General features: G+C 50.2%; 27 protein-coding genes and 2 tRNA genes (1 of these 29 running past the window's edge). 2 read left to right on the top strand and 27 right to left on the bottom strand.

Annotated features, from left to right (window positions below; translation table 11 throughout):
- Positions 1–146 precede the first annotated feature (146 nt).
- From R70723_RS28035 to R70723_RS28150, 25 genes are all read right to left on the bottom strand, one after another.
- Positions 147–761 carry a zf-HC2 domain-containing protein gene (locus R70723_RS28035; protein WP_039877347.1) on the bottom strand — a complete coding sequence of 205 codons (615 nt, stop codon included), beginning with the start codon at positions 759–761 and terminating at the stop codon, positions 147–149.
- Positions 762–881: 120 nt separating this feature from the next.
- Positions 882–1,448 carry an RNA polymerase sigma factor SigW gene (sigW, locus tag R70723_RS28040; RefSeq protein ID WP_039877348.1) on the bottom strand — a complete coding sequence of 189 codons (567 nt, stop codon included), beginning with the start codon at positions 1,446–1,448 and terminating at the stop codon, positions 882–884.
- Between the two features lie 932 nt (positions 1,449–2,380).
- Entirely contained in the window at positions 2,381–5,173 is a 2,793-nt protein-coding gene (ppc, locus tag R70723_RS28045; protein WP_039877349.1) for a phosphoenolpyruvate carboxylase, read from the bottom strand.
- Between the two features lie 353 nt (positions 5,174–5,526).
- Positions 5,527–5,808, bottom strand: a complete 282-nt coding sequence (locus R70723_RS28050) for a holin (RefSeq protein WP_231574792.1) — start codon at positions 5,806–5,808, stop codon at positions 5,527–5,529.
- Positions 5,809–5,863: 55 nt separating this feature from the next.
- Positions 5,864–6,556 (bottom strand): M15 family metallopeptidase, encoded by a 693-nt coding sequence (locus R70723_RS28055; protein WP_039877350.1) that lies wholly within the window; start codon positions 6,554–6,556, stop codon positions 5,864–5,866.
- Positions 6,528–6,758: a hypothetical protein gene (locus tag R70723_RS33645; protein ID WP_144027129.1), complete on the bottom strand. Its 231-nt coding sequence runs from the start codon at positions 6,756–6,758 to the stop codon at positions 6,528–6,530. Before R70723_RS33645 ends, R70723_RS28055 begins: the two co-directional genes overlap by 29 nt.
- Before the next feature lie 148 nt (positions 6,759–6,906).
- On the bottom strand, positions 6,907–7,104 hold the full coding sequence (locus R70723_RS28065; protein WP_039877352.1) for a hypothetical protein: 198 nt from the start codon (positions 7,102–7,104) through the stop codon (positions 6,907–6,909).
- Position 7,105: 1 nt separating this feature from the next.
- Positions 7,106–7,405: a hypothetical protein gene (locus tag R70723_RS28070; protein ID WP_039877353.1), complete on the bottom strand. Its 300-nt coding sequence runs from the start codon at positions 7,403–7,405 to the stop codon at positions 7,106–7,108.
- A gap of 54 nt (positions 7,406–7,459) precedes the next feature.
- A complete protein-coding gene (locus tag R70723_RS28075; protein ID WP_039877354.1) occupies positions 7,460–9,268 on the bottom strand; it encodes a pyocin knob domain-containing protein in 1,809 nt (602 codons plus the stop codon).
- Between the two features lie 11 nt (positions 9,269–9,279).
- Positions 9,280–9,891 carry a putative phage tail protein gene (locus R70723_RS28080; RefSeq protein ID WP_039877355.1) on the bottom strand — a complete coding sequence of 204 codons (612 nt, stop codon included), beginning with the start codon at positions 9,889–9,891 and terminating at the stop codon, positions 9,280–9,282.
- Positions 9,892–9,893: 2 nt separating this feature from the next.
- Positions 9,894–10,229 carry a hyaluronate lyase N-terminal domain-containing protein gene (locus tag R70723_RS28085; protein WP_179088073.1) on the bottom strand — a complete coding sequence of 112 codons (336 nt, stop codon included), beginning with the start codon at positions 10,227–10,229 and terminating at the stop codon, positions 9,894–9,896.
- Between the two features lie 12 nt (positions 10,230–10,241).
- Positions 10,242–11,264 (bottom strand): DUF2793 domain-containing protein, encoded by a 1,023-nt coding sequence (locus R70723_RS28090; RefSeq protein ID WP_039877356.1) that lies wholly within the window; start codon positions 11,262–11,264, stop codon positions 10,242–10,244.
- Position 11,265: 1 nt separating this feature from the next.
- Positions 11,266–11,679, bottom strand: a complete 414-nt coding sequence (locus R70723_RS28095; protein ID WP_039877357.1) for a hypothetical protein — start codon at positions 11,677–11,679, stop codon at positions 11,266–11,268.
- Between the two features lie 3 nt (positions 11,680–11,682).
- Positions 11,683–12,741: a baseplate J/gp47 family protein gene (locus R70723_RS28100; protein ID WP_039877358.1), complete on the bottom strand. Its 1,059-nt coding sequence runs from the start codon at positions 12,739–12,741 to the stop codon at positions 11,683–11,685.
- Positions 12,734–13,165, bottom strand: a complete 432-nt coding sequence (locus tag R70723_RS28105; RefSeq protein ID WP_039877359.1) for a DUF2634 domain-containing protein — start codon at positions 13,163–13,165, stop codon at positions 12,734–12,736. The genes R70723_RS28100 and R70723_RS28105 overlap by 8 nt, the downstream gene beginning before the upstream one ends.
- Entirely contained in the window at positions 13,162–13,455 is a 294-nt protein-coding gene (locus tag R70723_RS28110) for a DUF2577 domain-containing protein (RefSeq protein ID WP_039877360.1), read from the bottom strand. The genes R70723_RS28105 and R70723_RS28110 overlap by 4 nt, the downstream gene beginning before the upstream one ends.
- Positions 13,456–13,461: 6 nt before the next feature.
- A complete protein-coding gene (locus R70723_RS28115) occupies positions 13,462–14,424 on the bottom strand; it encodes an XkdQ/YqbQ family protein (RefSeq protein ID WP_039877361.1) in 963 nt (320 codons plus the stop codon).
- Positions 14,425–14,435: 11 nt separating this feature from the next.
- On the bottom strand, positions 14,436–15,203 hold the full coding sequence (locus R70723_RS28120) for a LysM peptidoglycan-binding domain-containing protein (RefSeq protein ID WP_039877362.1): 768 nt from the start codon (positions 15,201–15,203) through the stop codon (positions 14,436–14,438).
- 1 nt (position 15,204) lies between these two features.
- Positions 15,205–17,064: a phage tail tape measure protein gene (locus tag R70723_RS28125; protein WP_039877363.1), complete on the bottom strand. Its 1,860-nt coding sequence runs from the start codon at positions 17,062–17,064 to the stop codon at positions 15,205–15,207.
- Between the two features lie 192 nt (positions 17,065–17,256).
- Complete coding sequence (locus tag R70723_RS28130) at positions 17,257–17,679, bottom strand: phage tail assembly chaperone (protein ID WP_039877364.1); 423 nt, start codon at positions 17,677–17,679, stop codon at positions 17,257–17,259.
- Between the two features lie 109 nt (positions 17,680–17,788).
- Positions 17,789–18,259, bottom strand: coding sequence for a phage tail tube protein (locus R70723_RS28135; protein ID WP_039877365.1), 471 nt, complete (start codon positions 18,257–18,259; stop codon positions 17,789–17,791).
- A gap of 1 nt (position 18,260) precedes the next feature.
- A complete protein-coding gene (locus tag R70723_RS28140) occupies positions 18,261–19,583 on the bottom strand; it encodes a phage tail sheath family protein (RefSeq protein WP_039877366.1) in 1,323 nt (440 codons plus the stop codon).
- On the bottom strand, positions 19,583–19,759 hold the full coding sequence (locus R70723_RS33650; protein WP_156123856.1) for a hypothetical protein: 177 nt from the start codon (positions 19,757–19,759) through the stop codon (positions 19,583–19,585). The genes R70723_RS28140 and R70723_RS33650 overlap by 1 nt, the downstream gene beginning before the upstream one ends.
- Entirely contained in the window at positions 19,756–20,181 is a 426-nt protein-coding gene (locus tag R70723_RS28145) for a phage tail terminator family protein (RefSeq protein ID WP_039877367.1), read from the bottom strand. The genes R70723_RS33650 and R70723_RS28145 overlap by 4 nt, the downstream gene beginning before the upstream one ends.
- A gap of 440 nt (positions 20,182–20,621) precedes the next feature.
- A complete protein-coding gene (locus R70723_RS28150; protein ID WP_047171257.1) occupies positions 20,622–21,134 on the bottom strand; it encodes an ArpU family phage packaging/lysis transcriptional regulator in 513 nt (170 codons plus the stop codon).
- Between the two features lie 294 nt (positions 21,135–21,428).
- Between R70723_RS28150 and R70723_RS28155 the strand changes: the two genes are divergently transcribed.
- Positions 21,429–21,893 (top strand): helix-turn-helix domain-containing protein, encoded by a 465-nt coding sequence (locus R70723_RS28155; RefSeq protein WP_039877368.1) that lies wholly within the window; start codon positions 21,429–21,431, stop codon positions 21,891–21,893.
- A gap of 41 nt (positions 21,894–21,934) precedes the next feature.
- Positions 21,935–22,348: an ImmA/IrrE family metallo-endopeptidase gene (locus R70723_RS28160; protein ID WP_039879390.1), complete on the top strand. Its 414-nt coding sequence runs from the start codon at positions 21,935–21,937 to the stop codon at positions 22,346–22,348.
- Positions 22,349–22,451: 103 nt separating this feature from the next.
- Here R70723_RS28160 and R70723_RS28165 read toward each other — a convergent pair.
- Positions 22,452–22,525 (bottom strand) — tRNA-Pro (locus tag R70723_RS28165).
- 16 nt (positions 22,526–22,541) lie between these two features.
- Positions 22,542–22,580, bottom strand: a tRNA-Gly gene (locus R70723_RS28170); it runs 35 nt beyond the window's last position.

The following is a 22,580-nucleotide window of genomic DNA, read 5'->3' on the forward strand; positions in this document are numbered from 1 at the left end:
CATATCTAGGTTATAACGTTCACGCCCAGGTTGCAAGTTTCACCCGCTGGGGAATTTTGATAATCCGGTTTCAGGCAACAAAAAAGCGCCATCTTTCCGGAAAAAGAGGCGCAAATACTATTTCTGCATAAAGGGCCAATAGCGGATTACCGGTAGGCAACTTCAGAGAACATGTTCGTCACTTTATACCAGAGCCAGCTTACCGCTTGGTCTATGCTTTTGACTTGCCCGGAGATGTGGGCTGTAGAAGCCTGGTACAGAGAGCCGTCAATCACTGTTACGTTACCATTAACGTCCCCGTACACCTGTGTTGTGCCATTCTCCACTGTAAGGTTGCCTGCAATTGTTTTGCCGGACGGAACAATGACTGTATTGCCCTGGATTATGACCTGATCCAGATTACTGCCTCTGACTACAAGCTGCTGATCCTGTTTCCAGAAGGTCACTGAGCTCATGAGCATGACCAGCAGGAATATGGATGCCGCCGTAAGCGCCGGATGTCTTTTGATCCAGGTAATAAAAGCCCGTTCTCTCTTCGGCTGTGGCAGTGAATCCATTATCCGGCTTACCAGATCATCTGAGGCCACCACATTCTGGTGCATCAGGGAGAACATCAGCATATCAGTTTGTTCTAATTCATTGAACTTTGCACGGCAATCCGGACAGGATAGAAGATGCTCCTTCAATTCCCTCTGCTGCAGCTCGGGCAAGTCGTCATCCAGGTAATCATGCATCAAAGAGACGGCCAGTTTGCATTCCATAGGAGCCAATCCTTTCATGTGTGCTATTTAATTATTTCAAGGCAAAGGGACAGCGCATAAGACTTGCTTAACTTACATACGGCACTGCCGGACAGACGTTTCATAAAAAAACATCTATTTTTACATTTTCGGGCCTAATTTTTTACGTAAAAACTCACGTCCGCGGTGCACCCTCGTCTTAATCGTCGTCACCGGCATATCCAGCACATCACTGATCTCCTGCAGCGACAGATCCTGCAAATAACGCAGTATCATTACAGACCGGTATTTCACGGGCAGACTGTCAATTGCATCATAGATCAGCCTCTGCGTCTCTGAGAGCAGCAGCTCTGTCTCCGGTGTGACATTGTCGCTCGGGATCATCGAGTACCCGTCAATGCCTTCCTGGTCGTTCATCTCGGCATCCAGCGAATAGGTCGGCTTACGCTTGCGCAGCCTATCTATACACAGGTTCGTACCGATCCTGTAAATCCACGTCGAAAATTTCTGTTTGTCATCATATCGGTCCAAATTCCGGTACACACGCAAAAAAGTCTCCTGAACAATATCCTCCGCCTCATGACGGTTGTTCAGCATCCGGTAAGCCAAATGATATATTTTGTCTTTATATAGTTCCACAAGCTCGGCAAATGCTCTTTGGTCGCCCTTCAAGGCGAGCTTTGTCAATCTGCCTTCCAAATTCTCCACCTGTTAACTCCCCCAGACTTGCCGCCCCTGGTCTTCCATCACTTTGAATGTCCACGGTACAAGCATATAAATCGTAAATCAAGTTTGGTCAAAAATCAAGGATTGTATTGTTACCTTATGGAAAGCGGGCGGGACCAGCTTACAGCAAAGTGCGGTGATTACGGCGGCACTCCAAAGAATGTTTGGACTTCCGGCCGCTGCTATGCTCAGATTCCTTCAATTATAACCGCTGTCTGCGGTAGGAATCTGACCATAAAGGCGCACGCTGACGCTCCTGCAGTTCCAAAATTCTTCTCCGCACCTTCTTCATCACCTGTAGCTTATGCACTGTTCCCCGCCCGAATTCCACAGGTAACTATGGACGGGGAAGGACAGGAAGCCGCTTGGCTGGTAGGTTAAGCGGCTTCCCGGGATACTGCCGGCTGCTTGATGTGCTGCCGGTCCATTAAATATAGCTTCCTTACAGACTAGTTACTGAGATGTAGGGCCGCTTTGACAAATCAACCTGGTATAACTGCACTCTGTACAACTATCCGGCCACTTTTTAGGGAAAATGGCTGTTTAGCTGTATTCGGTGCAACTAAAAATCCATAAAACGTTTATTCTTGCCAAATAGGGCGGGTATAGATGTACGAAATGCAGCTATCTAATGAGGAGGGCGAGTTGTAGCGACTTTTAAGTGTACCGAATACAATTAAAAGCAACTCCCTCTTGTTTTAACGCCTGCTCCGCTCTTCAATCTTGGAAGATTCATCCCAAATTGCAATAGAACCTGAATACAAACCAAAAAAAACGGAGATCGCCGCACTAAGCGCAGCAGATCTCCGTTTTGCTAATTCCCATTACTCAATGGCTGAATTCCGGGAGTATTCCTGTATATGCTTCTAAATCCTTTATTAATAGTCCCACTGTAAGCCTGAGGGCTCCGGGCATCAGCCCGTATTCCGCAGCCCTGCAGCAATACCGTTAATGGTCAGCAATACCTCACGCAGCAGCTCAGCGTCGTCACCCTCTGCATCACGCAATACTCTAAGCTCAGACAGCAGCTGCACCTGCAGGTAGCTGAGCGGATCGACATAAGGGTTCCGCAGACGGATAGATTCCTGGATAACAGGAACATTATCCAGAATGTCATGCTGCCCGGTGATCTTGAGGATCAGCTCGGAGGTCAGCTTGAATTCCGCTTCAATCTGGCCGAAGATGCGCTGGCGGGCCTCGTCGTTTTTGCCCATGGAGGCATACTCCTTGGCAATAACCAGATCCGCCTTCGCGATCGCCATCTGCAGCGTATCAATCAGCGTCGTAAAGAACGAGAATTCTGCATACATCGTCTGCATGATCTTCAGGTTCTCTTCCTTGCCCTCATAGAAGCTCTGCAGCCCTGTTCCGGCCGCGTACCATGCCGGCAGCAGATAACGGCTCTGCGTCCAGGCGAATACCCAAGGAATCGCACGCAGATCCTCAAAGCGGTCGCTGTTCTTCCGCTTGGACGGGCGTGAGCCGATGTTCAGCTCGCCCACCTCAGGCAGAGGTGTCGATTCTTTGAAGAAGGACAGGAAATCCGGATCACGGAAGATCAGGTCCTGATATTTCGTCAGGGAAACCTCAGAGATACCGGCTACAATTTCATCCCATTTCGCTTCGTACAGGTCAGCTTGAGGTGTTCTCGCGTGAATAGCCGCTGTTACAAGTGCAGAGGTAGCCTGCTCCAGACTGCGGTATGCGATGCCCTGCATTGAATAACGGGAAGAGATGACTTCGCCCTGCTCGGTAATCTTGATTCCCCCGCCGATGGTCGAAGCCGGCTGGGCCAGGATGCTGCGGTTCAGCGGCATGCCGCCGCGTCCGAGCGCTCCGCCGCGTCCATGGAAGAACTTCAGCTTGATACCGAAGTCATCCGCAGTAGCCGTAATCTGCTTGAGGGCAACACGCAGCTCCCAGTTCGCAGTCACCACACCGCCGTCTTTGTTGCTGTCCGAATAGCCAAGCATAATTTCCTGCAGATCGTTCATCGCCCGTACTGCCTCACGGTAGATTGGCATGCTGAGCAGCGTTCTCATAATCTGCGGTGCATTATGCAGGTCATCAATGGTTTCAAACAGCGGTACCGCCTGCAGTGTGCAGACTACGGTTCCGTCATTGTCCTTGCGGAACAAGCCTACTTCTTTGGAGAATACCATGACCTCAAGAATATCACTCGCTGCTTCTGCCATACTGATCAGATAGCTGGTGATACACTGCTTGCCGTATTCCTCCTGTGCCAGATAAACCGTACGGTATACTGCAAGGCATTCCTCAGTACTCTCACTGTAGGACTGGTACGGGGAAGTCAGCGGCCGCGGATCGTTCAGAATGGACTCAAGAAGCGTTACCTTCTGGTCTTCCGGCATATTGGCGTAATCCTGAGTGATGTTCATTTTGGCCAAAATCTCCGCCATTGCGTTCTCATGCTCCTGGCTATGCTGGCGTACATCCAGCGCGGCTGTATGGAAGCCGAACAGCTCCACCTGGCGGATAAGCTTCTTAATGTAGGTATCCGCTACATAATCGGCATAGTGATGCCGCAGGCTGCGGTCAATTACGTTCAGATCATCTATGAATTGCTGCGGAGTCGCGTAGCGCTCCGGCGTTCCTTTTCGCTCATCATCCAGCACGTTCTGTGTCTTGGAGATCATGTAGCTCAGCTTAATCCGGTAAGGCTCATTGTCATTACGCCAGGCGTCGACACGGTTCAGCTTAATAATCCCGCGGTCTTGCTCGATCGAATCCAACAGCTCATCCGTAACACTAACGATGCTTGTACTAAAGCTCAGATACTGCATCAGTTCACGCATAATGCGCTGATATTCACGGATAGCCAGCTTACGCTGCAGACGCAGTGTCTGCATAGTCACGGCCGCGGTTACAGACGGATTACCGTCACGGTCGCCGCCGATCCATGATCCAAAACGCAGATAAGTCGGCACATGCCAGTTCTGACCCGGATAATATTTGCTCAAACATCGCTCAAGCTCTTGATATACGTCTGGCAGCACCTGAAAAATCGTCTCATGGAAGTAATACATTCCGTTACGCACTTCATCAAGCACTGTCGGCTTGCGGTCACGTAATTCATCCGTCTGCCACAGAGTAATAACTTCGTTCAGCAGCTTCTCGCGGAGCTGTTCACGTTCGCGGAAGGTCAGCGTCGGATTGTCGAGACCCATCACATCATCGGAGATCCGTTTGTGAATATCAAGAATGGCCCTCCGCATTGCTTCCGTAGGATGAGCGGTCATGACCAGCTCCAAGGACAGGTTATTCATAATATCATGAACATCCTCTTGGGAGAAGTCCCGTTCACGGAGCTCCTGAATCGCACTTTCGATAGATCCCGGCTGTACTGTGTCCCCGGCTGAGCGTTCATAATCGCGCTTACGGCGAATCCGGTGGTTCTGCTCAGCAATATTCACCAGTTGAAAATAAATGGCGAACGCCCGTATCACCTGGTGGCGATTCTCAGGATCCAGTGAACTAATCAGCTCTTTAAATTCATTGTGCAGTTCAGGCAAAAATAATGAGCGCAGCGATTTACTGGTTTCGCGGATCTTCTCCACGACCTCCAGCAGTTCGTTACCGCCTTGGTGAACCAAGACTTCGCCCAAGATGTTCCCCAGGAACCGTACGTCACGCCGCAGCAGGTTGTTGGAATTGCTTTTGCTGACAGCTGTCGTAAGTTCGGTCATGCTGCTCCCTCCATCCTCTTCCGGATCAATGTCCTAACATTGTCTATTCGAAGCTTTCCTCATATCATACAGTAAAAACAATCGGAAATCTCCAACTTATTACGCTGTAAAGCGCTGCAGTAATTACGATTATACACTAAATTCATTCTTTATACAGTCACAAAATAGTAATGTATCCTATTTTATTAGAATGGCTGGCTTAATGCGTATTTATGTGCAAGCTTTACATGGCATGTAGGTATTGATTGCATTATACACGGATTACGGAAGAATGGAAATTGGGGTTTTTGAAAAATAATCTGCTATGTATTGCAGGCCTGCTCAAATGGGCAGACCCGCGGATTGAATACGATTTACTCTTTTGTATATCCGGTCCGGTAATTAAAAGCCAGTTCAAATAAGCCTGTAGCCGATAAGCCGGCAAGTCCGCCCGCCCATAGCCTGAGGACGATATCCAGCTCAGTAAACGGATATGCGGCGGCACCTATCAGCATTCCTGTCGCAAGACCTGCAAACGGAATGGCGTTCCGCGGGAGATTAATATTATTTTTGATCAGCTGCACCAGCGCAAGAACAAACACGGCCAGCACTGACGCAAAGGTCATCACATTATCCAAAATATCACTGCGTACCATAAGCTCATTCCTTCCATATAAGTGTTCACTCTAATTAGAGAAGTATCTACTTCATCTACCGGCTGCTTGTAATTTCAACCGTCCGGGTCGCAGCGTTATAACTTACTCCTGCCCCTAACGCTTTTGCTACAGCACGTACCGGCACATAGGTAACCCCTGCTTCTATATATCCCTCGGCAATCTTGCACCCGTTGACGTTCACTATAGCCGGTATAGTATTTTTCACCCCGGTCTCCTCCTCTGTAATGATTAGCTTGCACACTGCATCAACTGCAGACGGAGCGGGCTGGGCCCCTGCCAACAGGTTTGCAATCGTCAGGCCAAAGCTCATCTGAAAATGAGGATAATCCTTGAAGCTGCTCCAGTCTCCGCCCCACTCGAACCCAAGTGCCTTAGCCTGCTGTACAACCTCCTGCCAATCAGCTGTGCCGTCCCGGTCTCCATCACGCTTCATATCCCATGATGCACTGGAGCCGTCCGGCAGCAGCAGCGCAAAATCAACCGCTAGCCCGTAGTTATGAAAGCTGTAGCCGCCCCGGGCATTGGTAACGATATTACCAGCAGAGGTACGTCCTTGGGCATACAGCCTGTCCTGTTCACTAAAGGTGCGGAGTCCCTGAGTTATAAGAACCGGAACACCGCAGGTGTAACAGCGTTCAATCAGCTTATCCGCGGCGGCGGACACGACCGGATGCAGTCCTTTTAGACGAGCGGCTGATTTAGCTTTGATCTGAGCCAGCGTCAGCATGCTTGGCACCTCCCTTTTTTAAATCTGAAAGTACAATGAACAAATCTCTCCGTCTGGTATACATCAGCACAGTCAGAATACTTAAGCCAAGTGTTGTACCCGTCTGGGCAACTGCCCATGCATGGGATTGGAGCGAAGCCAGCACCGCATCTGTGCCTACTGCACTGCTGAATCTGAGCCAGAAGGCCACAGCCATTTTCACTGTATATGCTCCCAGGAAAAAGAATGCTGCCAGCATAAATAAGCTGATTACCCTTGCCCGGATTCTCCGGCGGAAATACAAAAAAAGCGCAACCATTAGAAGCAGCGCACAAACAAACGAAATGAAATATGCTATTAATAAAACAACATCAATTATGCCCATCGTCTACACCCCGGTCATAAATTAAAAATTCGGCAAACCCGTTATTTCTGATTTCCTGTTGAATGTCCTGTGATACATCTTTATATCTGTGGATGGATAAGGCCACCCGGCCAGCAGCCCGGGCAAGCTCCTTTTCCCTGGCGCGATGCAGGGGTGATAGCCGCTTGATCCATTTGCTCAGCACGTTATCTCCCCCTGTTCTCCTCGTTTACTTCTTCGGCGGCGTGGTCAACCTTTAGCCGTTGCAGCACCTCCAGAGTCGGCGCCATAAAATCAGAGCGCTCTTTGTCGAGTATGTTCTGCAGCCGGTCCCGGTCATCCTCCGCACGCTCCAGCAGCTCCCGCGGCACCAGATTCCCCTTCACAATCGACCTAAGCAGCACCAGAAAAATCACCAGCAGCACCAAAGCCACTATATAGGCCAGCCCGTATTTATCGGCAAGCGGCAGCAGCTTTTCTAAATTCGCGATATCGTTGCTATTCATCCCCCCGCTCCTTTCTGGTTGTTAGAAATATGCCATCATAAATTGTTAAATCATTTATTCGTAGGCTGCCCAGTTGACTCCTGCCCAGTTTCCTGGACCAGGGTCTCTAAAATTGTAACCATAGTCCATATGAAACCCATTTGAAGTAATATACGTATTTTCCCCAGGTGATGCAGCACCAATTTTACTCATAGCATTAAAGTCCATAGGTTTATCTCTGTTTCCTAACCCAATCCACTCACTACCATCTGAATTATTTTTTGAAACTAGACTGAAAACTACGCCTGGACTTTGATTCATGTATCCATTTGCTGCTATACTCCAGTTTTGATATCCATGGCTAAATTTAGAAATTGTTCCATGTCCCCATACATCGTAGTATCCGAAGTTGTTATATATATCACGATTTCCGTAAACGATTCGATACTGATAGTGAACTAAATTTGGTGTAAAGCCTACGTTAATATCCCAGGGGGCATCAACATTACTTGCCATGACTTGCCATCCATTACTTAATGCTTTCCGTCCTCCGACATTTATCTGCCCGATCTTTGCCGCCAAAGTACCAAAATCATCGCTTCCTGATGCTGCTACTCCCTTGCCGCTAATGGCGGAGGCGATACTGCTTTTCCCATTAGCGACAGATTGAAAAAGGTCCGCGCTCCAAGCTCCCCAAACATTATTTTCTTTGGTTCGCATGAAGAATGAATTAACTCCTCCATTTAGACGGTGCGCCTTTTGAAGCACATAGCTAGTTGCATTCGAATGGCATTGAACCTCAATATAAAACCATGTTGCAGTTCCATCTGGAGAATTCTTCAAGCTATCTCCGTTATAAAAACCGTTGGCTGTTAAATTATTTAGGTCTGCGCCGCTAATAGCAAGAGATCTACCATCGTCACCAGTAAGTCTATACTTTTGCCACGCTTTAGCATCCGTGTATACCTTGGCATTATTCTCAGCCGTATTCGCCTTTGTCTGGGCACCTGCAGGCGTTTCCTTTGCATTAAGCTGAGTCTGAATGGCGCTGGTTACACCGTCCAAATATGCAAACTCCGCATTGGAGACAACACCTGTCCCAATTTTTGAAGCATCAATTGCTGCTGCTGCATTAATATCTGCATTGACAATAGCTCCAGCGGTAATAGCTGCTGTGCCTGCTCCGGCGGCCATGGTAATATCTCCGGCAATTGCCGGAAGCCTTGCTGCAGCGAGTGTTCCGCTAGTCAGGTCTCCTGCAGATCTTGTTGCCAGATCAGCGAGGGTCGAGCCCGTTTTACTGATCTTTCCCCAGCCGATAGCGGCAGCGCTGTTCACATCAGCGTCAACGATAACCCCAGCCGCAATAGCCGTTACCCCGTCACTAGTGCTCGTAACATCCCCGGTATGATTCGGGTGGGTGTAATTATTGGCTCCTGCAGCCACTCCGTCCAGCTTTGCCTTGTCTGCGGCACTCATTAAACCTGCAGCAGCTGAAGTAGCGGCTGAGGTACTGGCTTTAGCATTCCATGCGCTTTTCTCTGTGTCTGTGGCAAAGCGGTGGGTAGCATCTTCAGTGATCATCGTAGCCGGGTGGGTGGCCGGATGCGCATAATTGTTCGCACCGGCAGCCACACCGTCCAGCTTTGCTTTATCAGCTGCTGCCATAAGGCCAGCAGCGCTGGCCGTTGCCGCCGCTGTTGAAGCTTTGGCATTCCAGGCGGTGCGTTCAGCGGCAGTAATATGCTTCACTGCATCAGCAGCATGATCCTGTGCGCCCTTCACCGCAGTATCCAAAATATCCATATTGCCGTTGATATCCGCAATATCAACAATGTCTGTTCCATCCGGCTTTTTCAATCCCAGATTGCCTGTAGTTTTCATAGTTCACGCTCCTATTCGTATACTCTTAACTCGTTCCAGGTCCGCTCATGCGCACCTCTCCAGGTGAGTGCCTTGACTGAATCCCACCACGTATAGCTGTACACAAACTCGTAGGCCAGATGCGCCGGCTTAATCTCTTCAATGATCTGGATTAACCCGGACATATTAGCGGGGATACCCAGGGTACCTACAAACCGAACCTGGAAGCTGTACTCTCCCGGCACATCTACAACCTCAACATCCCCGCCTGAAAAAGCGGACGCCGTCCGCCGGATCATCTTCGGTGTAGTCGTTCCGCTTCCGCGCAGCTTCGCCTTGATCATCTCCCGGCGGGTCGCATAGGATTTAGTATTATCCGTAGTCAAGGCCAATACATTCTCCCAGCGGGCCAGCCCCCAGGTTGCCAATTCTACGTCCGTCTGTAATGCGGAATCTTCTATTGAATAGCGAAGCTGTCCACATTCTATACCATTGCTTTCCTGAATCTCTTCCATCTCAATGACACCCTGGTAATATTCAGGCAGGTATTGCATCAGGTCCGGCAGGGTGAATCCGGGCCCCTCCTGCAGAGAACGATCGGATGAATAGCTTATTGTTCCATATAAATGCTCGCCGTAGGCCATTGCTATACCCCCTTGAGCTGATTCCAGCTGATCGGTCCTTTGGGCATATGGTCATGCGTATGCCCCGCCGGCGGAAACACATCCGGCTTGCCGGCTATGCCGGACCAGGCTACGCTGTCTGCCGTCTGCGCATAATCGACCTTGCCGTTGTTGTTGGTGTCATAGATGCTTTTCAGCATGTCACCGGTACTCTGTGATGCGACCAGCAGCTTGTTCACGCTGCCTGTTCCGATATACAGCTTGCCGGTATCGGTGCAGTAGCCCAGCTCGCCCGCAGCAAGCACCCCCAGCGCACTTTCCGGCCCGCGGCGGATCTGTATCAATGTCTTCAGTGCCATCTCTGCCGCCTCCTAGAATGTGCCGCCGTCAATACTGGCTACCGTCAGCTTGTTGCCGTTAGCTGCGTCATATACAATGCTGCTTCCATCGACATTGGCTGCTACCCCGCTTGCATCTACAGTGATTCCTTTACCTGCAGTAACTGCGATCGCATCGGCTGTAACCGTGATGCCGCTTCCGGCACCGATGTTTAAGGTCACTGAATCCGCCTGTCCTCCGCCGGTTAAACCATTACCGGCAGTGATTGTCTGCAGCGCACCGCCCGTACGCACCCAGGCACTGCCGTTCCAGCTGTAGATTTTCTGCTCATCGTCCACATAAGCGGTCCAGCCTACTGCCGGAGGGTAGTACACCCAGGCTGCGGATTGATACTCGGCAATCTGGCTGCCTTTTCCCGCCCATACGCCGGTAGCCGCGGCCGGAATGATATACCGGTCTCCTTCTAATGGAGAAGCAGGCGGAGCCGTCAGATTCTGGTCTTTTACCGAGCTCTGCGGCTCGATATTATGCTTGGCCAGCTCAATCTCGTTTCGGATCTTTTGTGCCGACCACAGGTCTGTAATGGCTATGCCCGTATCATTGATCACACGGTGCTTTGCGGCATCATCGAGATGAGTCTTAATTTCTGCCGCTGTTTTTACATTCGTGCCGTCAGAGACCTTATTTACATGTCCCGAGGTGATATCCGCCTTAAGCACCTTAGCATAGGTTGTACCGTCGGCAATATCATCGGCTGTTCCCGTCAGATCAGTCAGCTTCTGGGCGTTAATCCGGCGCCAGGCTGCCCCGTCGTCAAAATACAAATAACCGCTGTTCGTCCCGCTTGTTACATAATATAATCGCCCAACAGAAGCAGCTGCGGGACGCGAAGCCTCGGGGCCGGATAAAGCCCGTCCGACCATCGAATTGGAAGTGCCGTCACCAATATAGACTTCTTTGGTGTCTGTGCAGAAGCCTATTTCACCAGCCTTGAGCACGCCATAAGTGGATAGCTCCGCTTTTGTGCCGCGTTTTACTTGAATCGTCTGTGCCATATTACACCTCTCTTTTAAAAGATCCGCCGTCAATCAGTCCCGCACTTTTATATCGTTCAATCTCGCGCTGGGCGGCGGTCAGCCCCGTTTGCAGCACGTTGATATCATCGGCCTCCACGGTATCACCCGGGGTTTCATAGGTCACATATACCTCTGGAACCTCCGCAAAAATCTTAATGATCCGCCGCCAGGGCGCTTCATCCGGAAAAGAAACCGAAAAATTACGAAGCTCAGTCCCGCTGAAGCGTGATCCGGTGTATACCGTTATGCTTTGGTTATTAATGTTGTCGTGGGTAAGCTGTCCACTGTAAACCCCGCTTGTGAGCATGAGCTTTTCTTCCACGACATAGCTGCCGCCGCTGGCTTTTTTATTCAGCTTTTCTTTGAACACATCCACCTGCTCCGGGTACCCCATCTGCTACACCCCCAGCACAGCATTAGCGAATAAGGGTACTTCGTTCTCTGCCAGCGTAATATTACCGGTTCCGCCGTTCAGCTTCAGTCCGCTGTAATCCAGAACCCCCTCTGTATCCAGCAGCAAAGCGCCGATGACGGACTGGCTGATGTACGAGGCTTCAAAGGCCTTTTCCTTACGGTACTTCTCCAGCATGATCTGAAAAGCATTGATCACAGCCTGCAGCGTATAGCCTGCAGCCAGGTTAACTGTTGCACTGACTGTGATGCTTTTACCGGCGGCTGAAGCAACTGTCACCACCGCACCCACAGGAGCCTCGCCTTCCCCCAGACCGGAAGCAGGGTCAATATGCTGTTGTACCATTGATACCAGTACTGCTGAGGCCGGCTTCTTCTCAGCATCGACAATAATTACCTTGACCGTCTTGGGTCCGTTCCACAGCGGAAAGACCCGCGCTCCGCCTACGCCTTCAATCTGTGACGCCCATTCCATGTAATGATATTTGTTGCCGCTGGTTGACGGGCGTCTGGCCGAATTAAAATACCGCCGGCGCAGCGCTTCGTCATCCTCTGCCTCCTCGCCGGGTATTAGAAGCGAAGTAATCCCCCCGCGTGCAAGCTCCGGAATATAACTCACCGGCAGCAGGCTGCCGGAATACTGATTGCCGGCTGCTCCGGCGGTCTCACTCTCCAGCCGGAACGCTCCCGGGGAGAGCCTTTCAGCCGCCGTGTAATTATAGAGCCCCAGCGAGAACCTGCTGCCCAAAGGGATATCCAGCAGCTCATCTTCATTATTATAAAATTCTCCGCGAAGCTGCGCCTTGGTTGCCGGCTCCCTGGTGATTCCAGTCCAGGAAATGCTGCGCTCCAAATACTCACCGGCTGCAGTGTCGGCAAAGTGCAGATTAATGTTCACATCCAGCTCAATATACATCTGTGCCATCTCCGCCGCAGCCGGGGCAAGCGCATCATAAATAATGCTGCCTTCCCGCTTGTCCAGTCCTTCCGGGACCCTATTCAGCATGCGATCAAGCAGCGCTTCATACGTCTGATCCTCATACACTGTCTATCAGCTCCTTTCTGAGCTCAAAATTGCCGTAATACGTGACTACAGTACAATTGAAGCTCGCCTGATCCCCGTTAAAAGTAATCTCTGCCTGCTCGAGACCGCGGATCCGTTCGTCCTGCAGCAGTGCTTCACTGACAATCCGCAGCAGCTCAGCGCGGACCAGCAATCTGTCCTTGCCCAGTACCAGATTCCACTCTGTCCCGTAATCTGTACTGTAGATCAGAAACTCATAACGTTCCGTCTGCAGCACCTTGATGGCAGCCTGTCTGACGGCTTCCAAGGCATCAACAGTGCCGGTAATACGCTTCAGGCCCCAATCCATCCGGTAGGTAAGACTGGGGCTCATCATACTCTGTCCAGGTGCATTCTCTTCAAGCAACCCCTTGATCGGTCCTGACCTGCCAATAGCCGGAATCATAGGTCCACCAGCCGATCCAGCACAACATAGCTTTGTCCGCCCTGCATCCGCAGGAGCAGCACACGGTCACCCGGCTCAAGCCCCCGCCGGATCAAAAGCTGCCTTCCGTCCAGCTCAATCCGGCACTCTGTAACAGCTTCCGGCAGCACCAGTGCGGAACCGGACAGCACAAACCGCTGATCCACCTGAATCTGCAAGGGCTCCGCCCCCGTCACCTGGCCATAAGAAAAAGCCACCGGATTCGTATTGGATACGGCTCCGAGGCTCGCTTTTTTAATAATGTCCAGCATCTGCTCCTACACCACCTTTATCGTGAGGGACATTGTGTGTTCCCCGCCTGAAATTTTATGACTGCATTCATCCACGAGAAACAGCTGAGTCTCGAATTCATCCAGCAGCACATAAATGAAGTTTCCGGCTCTTACGCGCATATCCCCGATTGCCTGAACGGTCAGACTGAGCTTTTCCCGGTTATGCAGCTTAAGCAGGTTGTCCGCCTTTTCCCGGATTTGCGCCGCAGCCGCCTTGTCGTCGGCCTTCTGATACAGCTGCAATATCCCCCAGCGTGCTACATTCTCCTTGTCCGTAACCGGATAGAATTCACGTTTGCCCGTCTCCTCATTATCCCTATACAAAAAAATAGTATTGTACGTGTCCTCATCAATGCTCCGCTTCAGCGAGTAGTCATAGAGATAGCGGCCTGCCCCCAAAACGACGTTAAGCAGCATGCTCTGCATATTTCGCAGTGTCAGCTTCCCGAAATCATCATAAAAAGCCAGCAGCTGTCCGCTGTTCTGCAGCTCACTGCCCACGGCTCCCATGATGATATCGAGCAGCTTTTTATTATCTTCTATAAGCGATGGTATCCTGTACTGCGCCTCATCAAACACACCGGTCTGCAAACCGTAATCCTCCGCTATTTTTGCGATCAGCTCATTTGCAGTCACATTCTGCAGCACATAGCTTCCGTTGCCCAGCAGATAGCGGATCTGGTCGTAAGCCGTCAATTTGATCTCCCGGTCTGAACCGGTTGCTATCGTAAACACAAACCCGTAAAAGACATCCCTGTCATTCTTACTGAACTGTACAATATCCCCGTTGCCGATGTTAAACCTGGGATGCTGATAAATCGCGCTGTCTACAAGCGTTATCTCAAGTGTCGCAGGCTTGCCAGAACGCGAGGTCTTCCAGGTGATGTCGGTCGCTATAGCGGAGATATCCCAGAGCAGACCCTCTTTATTTTTCACCAGCAGCTTCATGCTTCCTCCCCCTATGCCAGCTTGATGACTCTGCCGGTTTGCAGCTTCTTAAGCTCACTGTCGGAAATGCCGTTAAGCTTCTGGAGGGCTTTATATTTACTTCCGCTGCCCAGCTTTTTCTGGGCAATACTCCAGAGCGAGTCTCCGGCTTGAATGGTATAGGTGGCTGCAGCTGTTTTTTCACTGGCCCGATGCTGCTGTTTCTTCACCTCATTACCGGCAGTCTTTACTGCGAGCGCCTGATAGAAGACATATTTCTTGAGCGCTAATGTGTATTCAATATCTCCGGAATTTCCGGCACTCAGCTTCCAGGTGAAATTTTCAATGCTGACCGGCATGTTGATGCCCATATCGCCGGTGAAGGTCTGGGCAGCCCGGTCTGCAGCCTCCTTAAGCCAGTCAGCCATATTCCCTGTCTGTCCCGCTCCACTACTATCCAGCTGTTTAAGCCCGGTAAAAACAAACCGGATAGGCCTGCGGCTAACCATCCACCGTTTGATCATCGCCACATATTCGTAGGGCTTAAGCAGTCGGCTTTCTTTTTCCTGAGCCTCACTGGCCGGATAGACGACAAACGGATACCACTGGGCCGGAAACATGCTTTCTATGGACAGCTCCGTAAGCTTCGGATAAGCAATCGCATTAATTTCACCAAGCTCGATAATCGAATAGCTTTTGCCGTCTCCCGACTCTTTGATTTCCAGCATCTCCGGGTTAACCGGCAGCCGGATGACCTCTTCATAGTTATTGAAGCTTAAGAAAAAACCGTATTCCTCCACGTTACGTATACACCCCCTGGGCGGTTGAAACAAATTCCTCCTGCAGCACCTGCCCGATCTTGGTAATGATGGAGTCAATGTCTCCGGCATTATTGATGTTACCGGTTGTAACCTGTACCGTCGGCGTCAGCTCCACAAAATTTTGAATCGCCTGAAGCTCCGCCAGCTCACGCAACATTTTCAGATCATCACTGGAGATGTCTACCGTATCGTTAATCGAGCCGACTTCATTGACGCGGTTGACGTTGCTTGGCAGGCCTGAGCCTCCGGCAGCTGATTTCGAAGCTTCGGACGGGGCAAATTTCACCTTCGTGTCGAACTTGCTCACCAGCTCCTTGCCCTTTTGACTGGCATCCTTAACAGCCTTATCATAATCCACATAATCCTTCTTCTCTGAGTCGTATACCGCTTTGTCTGAGGTGGGCTTGGGGATCATATCTTTAGCTTTCAGAATCATGTCACTGAATACATGCTTATTCTCCGTGTCGAGGTAATTAGGCTCAAAGTCCGCCAGGAAACTAAAGCCCGGCAGCTTGCTGAGACTGTCCGCCATCCCTTTAACCTTCTTCAAAACCAGGTTGATAGCATCTACCATTGCCCCCACAAAGCCGCCTGCAAAATTCTCGACCCCGAACGCCATCTGATAAATAAAGCCGAGGAAATTCATTGCCAAATCATAGAACAGCTTACTTACAGCAAACTTGGGATCGATGAACAGATTCCGGAAAAAATCAGCAAAGGCAATGAATGTGTTGTAGAGCGCTATTACGATATTTTCGATAAAAGCCTTAAGCCAGCCGAAAGCCCCTGCAATAAATTCCACCACCTGGCCTACAGAAACACCTGACTGCTGCAGGCAGTAGATAAGTAAGCCAATAGCCGCAACAATAAGCAGAATGGGCCAGTTAGCCACCAGCCAGGCAGCGGCAAGCGCATATACCTGAATAATCATGGCGGCCAGCAGCACGAAAGCAATCGCAGCCAAAATCGGGGCAACCACATCCCAGTTCTGCTGTATGGCATCAATCATGTAGAAGATCCAGTCCACCACAGCCCCGATAACCGTCGCAATTACCAGAAACCCGTTGGCTACCATAGTAAGCATTGAGACCATCTGCTCTGATTGAAAAAACTTGTTCAGTGAATCAAGCACCGGACGGAGCGCAACAATAGCCTTTTCTCCCATTGATTTTACGGCGCCATCCATATTTCTTTGCAGCAGATCCCACTTTTTTGTATCTTCCTCAGAAGCGTTTGCAGTGATAGCCTGAATCCCGAGCGATTTTACTTTATCGAAAATACCGCTAAGATCAATAGCTGCGAGTGAATCCTTTGCCTTGGACAGAAAACCCGGCTTGTCCTCCTTCGCCGATTCGTCAGCGGCATCAACGACAGGGTCAGGTCCAGCATCATTTGGGGTTCCTGCTCCTGCTGCCCCGGCAGCTGCCGTATCCTGTCTGTTCATCAGGTAGCTTACAGCCTTCTCCCCGACATAGGTAATCAGCTCAAAGCCGCTTACATCAAGGGCTTGCATCATCTTTTGAATTTTTCCCAGAAATCCGGTTTTCTCATTTGCCGGATCGGCATTATCTGCCTGATCTGCACTGTCCGGTGGATTAGCTCGCTTTGCTTCGTTATTAAGCCGGGACGCCGCCTCCTGCGCCTGCATAAAGCCTTCCATAAAGGATTTATTCTTCTCCTCATAGATCCGCTGCAGGATAATCTGCAGATCATTAAGCGAATACGATGCGCGGTTAAAATTCTGGTTAAGCCGCTCCCACTGGGCATTCACATTTTGCCAGACTGCCAGAGCGGTCACCGGAACCAGCGCATTACTCATGGACCCGTTTGAATTCTCCATTCTTTCACCCCCTTCATCGCTTCTTGCCTTTACTGCGCGCACGCTCACGTTTTTCCTTGTCCACCCGCACAGCAATCATCGCATACACCGCCGCCCGCTCACGCGCAGACAGCTTCATCAGCTCATGCGGCAGAATATGAAGCTCATGGAGGGCGTAGTAGGCAAGATTAGCCTCACTGTCGCCCCCGTTAATCAGTTTTTTACTTCGTCCACCAGCTCGTTCATATCCGTACCAAAGCCGTTCAGCGCCTGTACCCGTTCACCGAGCGCAGCGAATTCACCGGGAAGCAGCATTTTCCGCAGCAGCGCCTCCGCGCCCATCACCCCGTAGGAGCGCTGCAGCTCGGCATTTTTCAGATCGGGATGCACGACGCTTGCGGTCATGAGCTTGGCCATGTAATCGTTAGGGTCGATTTCAGAGGTATAGGCGCCGTTTTTCCCCTTCACCTTACGGGTGGCGGCTTTACGGCAATCCTGGTTCTCATCCTCAGTCATACTGCGCAGCTTCCAGGCTACAGCTGTTCCCTCCTTATCCTTAAAACGCTGGGACACGACAAACTCCTCTGTTGTGTCACACGCTGCATTTTGCGCAAAAAACATACTTAATTCGCTCATTTTCGTTCCTCCTAATTATTTGTGCAGAGTAAGCAGAGACCCGCCGCCTGCTATTGCGCCCGGGCCTGTTATGCTTACACCCTGATTAAAATCTGTCCCTGTCCGTCTATTACAGGCTGGAGCCCGCCGGAGCGCCAAAGGATTGTGCCAGCTCTACATCCTCAAAGGTAAAGCTCACCTCTTCCTCAAGTGCATCCGATTCGGTATCCAGAGAGGCCATTATTACGCTGTCCAGATTAACGCCCTTCAGAATAATCCGCTGGGCCCCCACACTGGATGACGGGTCCTCATTCGTGACTTCAATATCGAAATACTGGTCCACGCCTGTTTTCATATATTCCAGCATCATCTGCCGGAAACGGCTGGTCATATAAAAAATCGTCATAGTCCCGCTGCCCGACCAACCGGTCGCTTTATGCTGCACCCCGCGGCGGCCCAGCGTCTTCACTTCTGCCTTCTGCTTCTCCACTGTCGCTTCCAGTGTCTTCACGTAGAACATTTCCTCCACCTGGGAGCCGATCTTGGCATATGCGCGGCCTTCCTGGCCGGAGAGGGTATCACTAGCTTTTAGAAACGCCATCTTAAACCACCTTCACTTTCATATATACTTTTTCTACGGAATCCACCGGCTTCACAGCAACCTCCAGAACAACGCTGTCACTGTCAGCACCCGCAGATACCACAATATCGCTCTGCGAATTGAAGCTGTCGATAGCACCCAGGGCCTGCAGATCATTCATATAGGTGACACACTGGGCCCAGAACAATGTTCGGCCATCCTCATTGTTGGCAACCTTGCCAATAAAGTTTTGTTCGAAAATACGCTTCAAATCGCCGGCAATCCCGTCAAGCACGCGCACAACACGGTTTTTGGAAAAAACCTTCCCCTTATCCGGTGAAAAAGAAGTGAAGCTGTTGATGTCCTGCTCGACCACCGCACGGCCGCTGCTATACGTAAAGAGCAGTTGCCCTTCTGTCAGCGCCGCTACCGTTCCGGAATGGCTGAGCCGGACATCGGCATCAGCCGCATCATCGTAAGACTGATAAGTCAGCGATTCATTAACTGCCGCACCAGCTACAGCACCGGCCACCCAGGCTACTGCTGTAGTTTTATCAATAACAGTACCATCAGCCAGAACGACACCATTAGCCACACTGATAATGCCTTCATGATCAGCCGCAGGATAGTCAGACAGGACGGCCTGTACCTTCTTGCCCTCCGTATCCCGCAGACGTTTTACATAAGAGGTATAGAGTGCCTTCAGCGTGTTATCCTGTGACAGCAGACCGACGGTCTGGAAATCCTGAACCTCAAGCGCAGCGAGAAAATCACTGTGCTGTGCACCGTTTACTGTACCATTCTCACCGCCAGTCAAAGGCATTCCGGCTGACAGGGTCAGCGTTCCCGGACCGTTGGCCTTAAACAGCAGATACTCATTTTCTTTCAGATCAGCTGCACCAGCCACTGTCTGCTTATCCACTTCAGCCTTGCCAAGCAGTGTTTTCACATCAAACAGCGCATTGTCTTCAATGTTCTTTTCAACAACCACGGTAAGATCATTTCCGCGCTCCCCGCCGAACTTGGCCGTGGCCTGCAGCCCGTTATTGGTTACTCCTGCCTTGACCCCTTCATTCAGGCGGTAGAGCAGCAGCGTACCTGCACGCTTCAGTGCTTCCCTTACCGGGAGCAGCACATTGTCTGTCAGGTCATAGCCCAGCAGCCGGCTGAAATCATCCTGCGGGGTGAGCTTTACAATAGCTCCGGATTGCCCCCAAGGCAGTGTAAGCGCCAAGGCTGTGATGCCGCGGTCTCCCATTTTACCTGTAATGCTTCCGTTTGTGGCTACATTTACGTATACCCCGGGCCGTACCTTATTCTGTGTTGTCCATGTTCCTCCAGCCATTAGAAAACCTCCTTATTTAAAAAAAGCTTAATACATTCCTTTGCCTCATCCAGCGAGTATCCATTGCCATCCTGCAGTACTACATCAAGCACATCTTTTTCCTGCGGTGAAAATAGGGCCGAGCTCATCATCTGCTTTTTGCCGAATCTGCTCAGCTCCGCTTCATTCGAATTCATTTCACAAATGCTCCTTCCGATAGCTGCCCCATTAGCACAGTATCCGTCTGTCCCTGCTCCTGCTTCTGTAAATAGAGCATGTAGTCAACTGTGAACACGGGCCCGCTGCCGTCTTTCCCGGCTTCCCAGGCTTGTCTCATTACACGGAAAGCAGGTTCATCATGACTCTGAACAGCCAGCGCCTCACAGAGACCGTCAGCCAGCTCCTCTGAATCCAGCTGACCTCCCTGCTCATAGCGGATCCCCATCTTGTAGACTGCCATGTACCTGCCCTCCCGCTGCCGGTCATAGACAGCCGAGAGCAGCTCCAGCCTGAAGTAGGCTACCTGGGGCTTTTCCCCGGTAACATACACAGGCAGCCCGGGATAAGCTGCATTCAGTGCAGCCGTAATATGCTCCCGCAGCCGTTGTACCATTTTCATCTTTGTCACCCTTTTCTGTTAAGCATTGCCGGCACGCTCACTCCTTCTGTCTGCGGAATTAAAAACGGATATTATCCGGTAATGGATAATATCCGCTGTAAAATATGGCCTCTGATCAAAAGAGCTTTCACCGCTTCAGTGTCCCTTAAACCGCTAACCGGTAAGGCTTATAGCGGAGCATTCATGCTCCTGCGGTGTCTTTTTGCTTCATTTGCCATGTTATAATCATACTCCCTTTATTTCCGCATGAAGCCGGTATTCCGCCTGATTTAAGGATAGCTTTGAGCTGCCGCCGGGAGGTTTCAGGGAGGTTAAAAGCAGGCAGCAAAATTCTCAGCTTTAAGCATCTATATGTATGGATATCTTCAGCTGTCTTTATGTCTTCACACAAAAAAAAGCACCGTCTCTGGAGACGATGCAATTACACATTTGCCGTAGGCTTACCTGAAGGTCAGTTCTGCATTCTCCGCCGGACCACTGTTAACGGCCGCCCCGGATTTCAGTAATGAATCCAAGGACAGCAGCTCAAGGTCTGCTAATGCAAGTGCCATTTTATAAAAAGCTTTGGACCGTATCTTCACGTAGGTGTCCTTGCTGACCGGCGGATCAAATACATGGTTATATATAGTGTAGTCGTAGATCTCGTCTCTTCTCATATAACGCTCACGTACAAGCTGCTGCTCTCTGGGCGCCAGCCTGTCCACTACACTATCCAATACTGCACAATAGGCTCTTCTGGCGGCCGGCACATCGACGTTGTGTGCGGCAATCGCCGCAGTCTGGTCAGTGACCTTATTCGTTGCGCCATGAAATCTCTCGGTGTATGAATAAGTAATTCCTGCTTCCTTTGCTTCAAAAGTCACAGTTTTAAAAATCCGGTACTTCTCCAGCATATTTTCTATAGTAATCTGTGTCCGGCGACGGTCCAATTCAGGTAGCGTAGAAAGGTTCATAGTTGTATGCACTCCTTTGAGGATAAATGATTTTTCAATTAGCGGCAGCAATTTTCCGGAAAGTATGCTAAAATTCTTCTTGTTCGTATTTTGTTCGTATTTTCCTATAATATACCATCTTCGGATTCTAACGTAAAATTCCGTATTCGTTCATTTTAAGGTAATAACAGGAGTCATGCTCCCTTTCTCTTGCTTTTTGGCAATGTATTAGACTATGTTGTTTACCTTTTGGCAATGATGGTTTATATTATTAGCAACAGGCTTATGTATTTAGGGGATAAGGAGTGGTTTACGATGACTGATACATTTGGAGGATATCTGAAGCAAATCCGTGAAGCAAAGGGATTAAGCATTAATCAGCTGGCTGGCTTAGCCGGTATAAGCGGTTCACAGATTTCAAGGATTGAGAATGGATTACGGGGTGTTCCCAAGCCGGCTACGCTTCGCAAAATCGCAGATGCAACCGGAGTATCCTATGATCAGTTAATGGGTGAAGCCGGTTATCTGCGGGAGCATGGCGCTAGCAGGAATGAGAACCCGGTTCCCGGGTGGGCAACAAGCAAGGATAAGCGGGATTTCCGAAAAATGCTGGAGGATGACGGGGAGCTGATGTTCGACGGGATTCCGCTGAACCAAGAGGACAAACAGCGTATCAAGGATGTGCTGACCGGCCTGTTCTGGGAGGCCAAGCAGATGAACAAACGAAAGAAGCCCGATCAGCGGTCCGATAATACGGATCAATCGGGGGCGAACAACTAATTAGAGCTATAACTTACTTTTACATGCTGCGGGTGAACAATATGGATGAGCTAATTAACAATCTGACTACAAAATATAAAACCAATAATCCGTTCGAGCTGGCCCGGGCGCTGGGTATTCATATCCGGTTCATGGATCTTGGAACGGGTACAAAGGGATTATATTACCGTAAGCTGAGAAGAAGATTTATCGTCATTCATAACGGCCTTCCTGCAGAGTGGCAGCGGTTTGTTTGTGCACATGAGCTGGGGCATGACCGCCTTCACAAAGGCATTAACCGTTTTTTTCTGGAGGAGCACTCCTTTTTCAGCCCGGGCAAGCTAGAACGCCAGGCTAATTTATTTGCTGTAAAGCTTCTTTCATCAGGTATATTGCCGGATCAGGACGAAGCTGTAAAAAGCTATTATTTGCGAATCGGGATTCCGCCTGAGGTTCGCTTTTTTTTAGAGGACTAAAAGAACATATGTTCCATCCTAGTATTTACTCTTAGTTGAAGAACATTGGGACATAACAAAAAACCCTACCGAAGTAGAGTTTCTGTCAGCTTAAGCTGAAGTATCGGGATGACACGATTTGAACATGCGACCCCCTGGTCCCAAACCAGGTGCTCTACCAAGCTGAGCTACATCCCGAAACAATATACAATTATGGAGCGGGTGATGGGAATCGAACCCACGCTATTAGCTT

Origin of the sequence: Paenibacillus sp. FSL R7-0273, assembly GCF_000758625.1 — a bacterium.
GTDB lineage: Bacteria > Bacillota > Bacilli > Paenibacillales > Paenibacillaceae > Paenibacillus_AQ.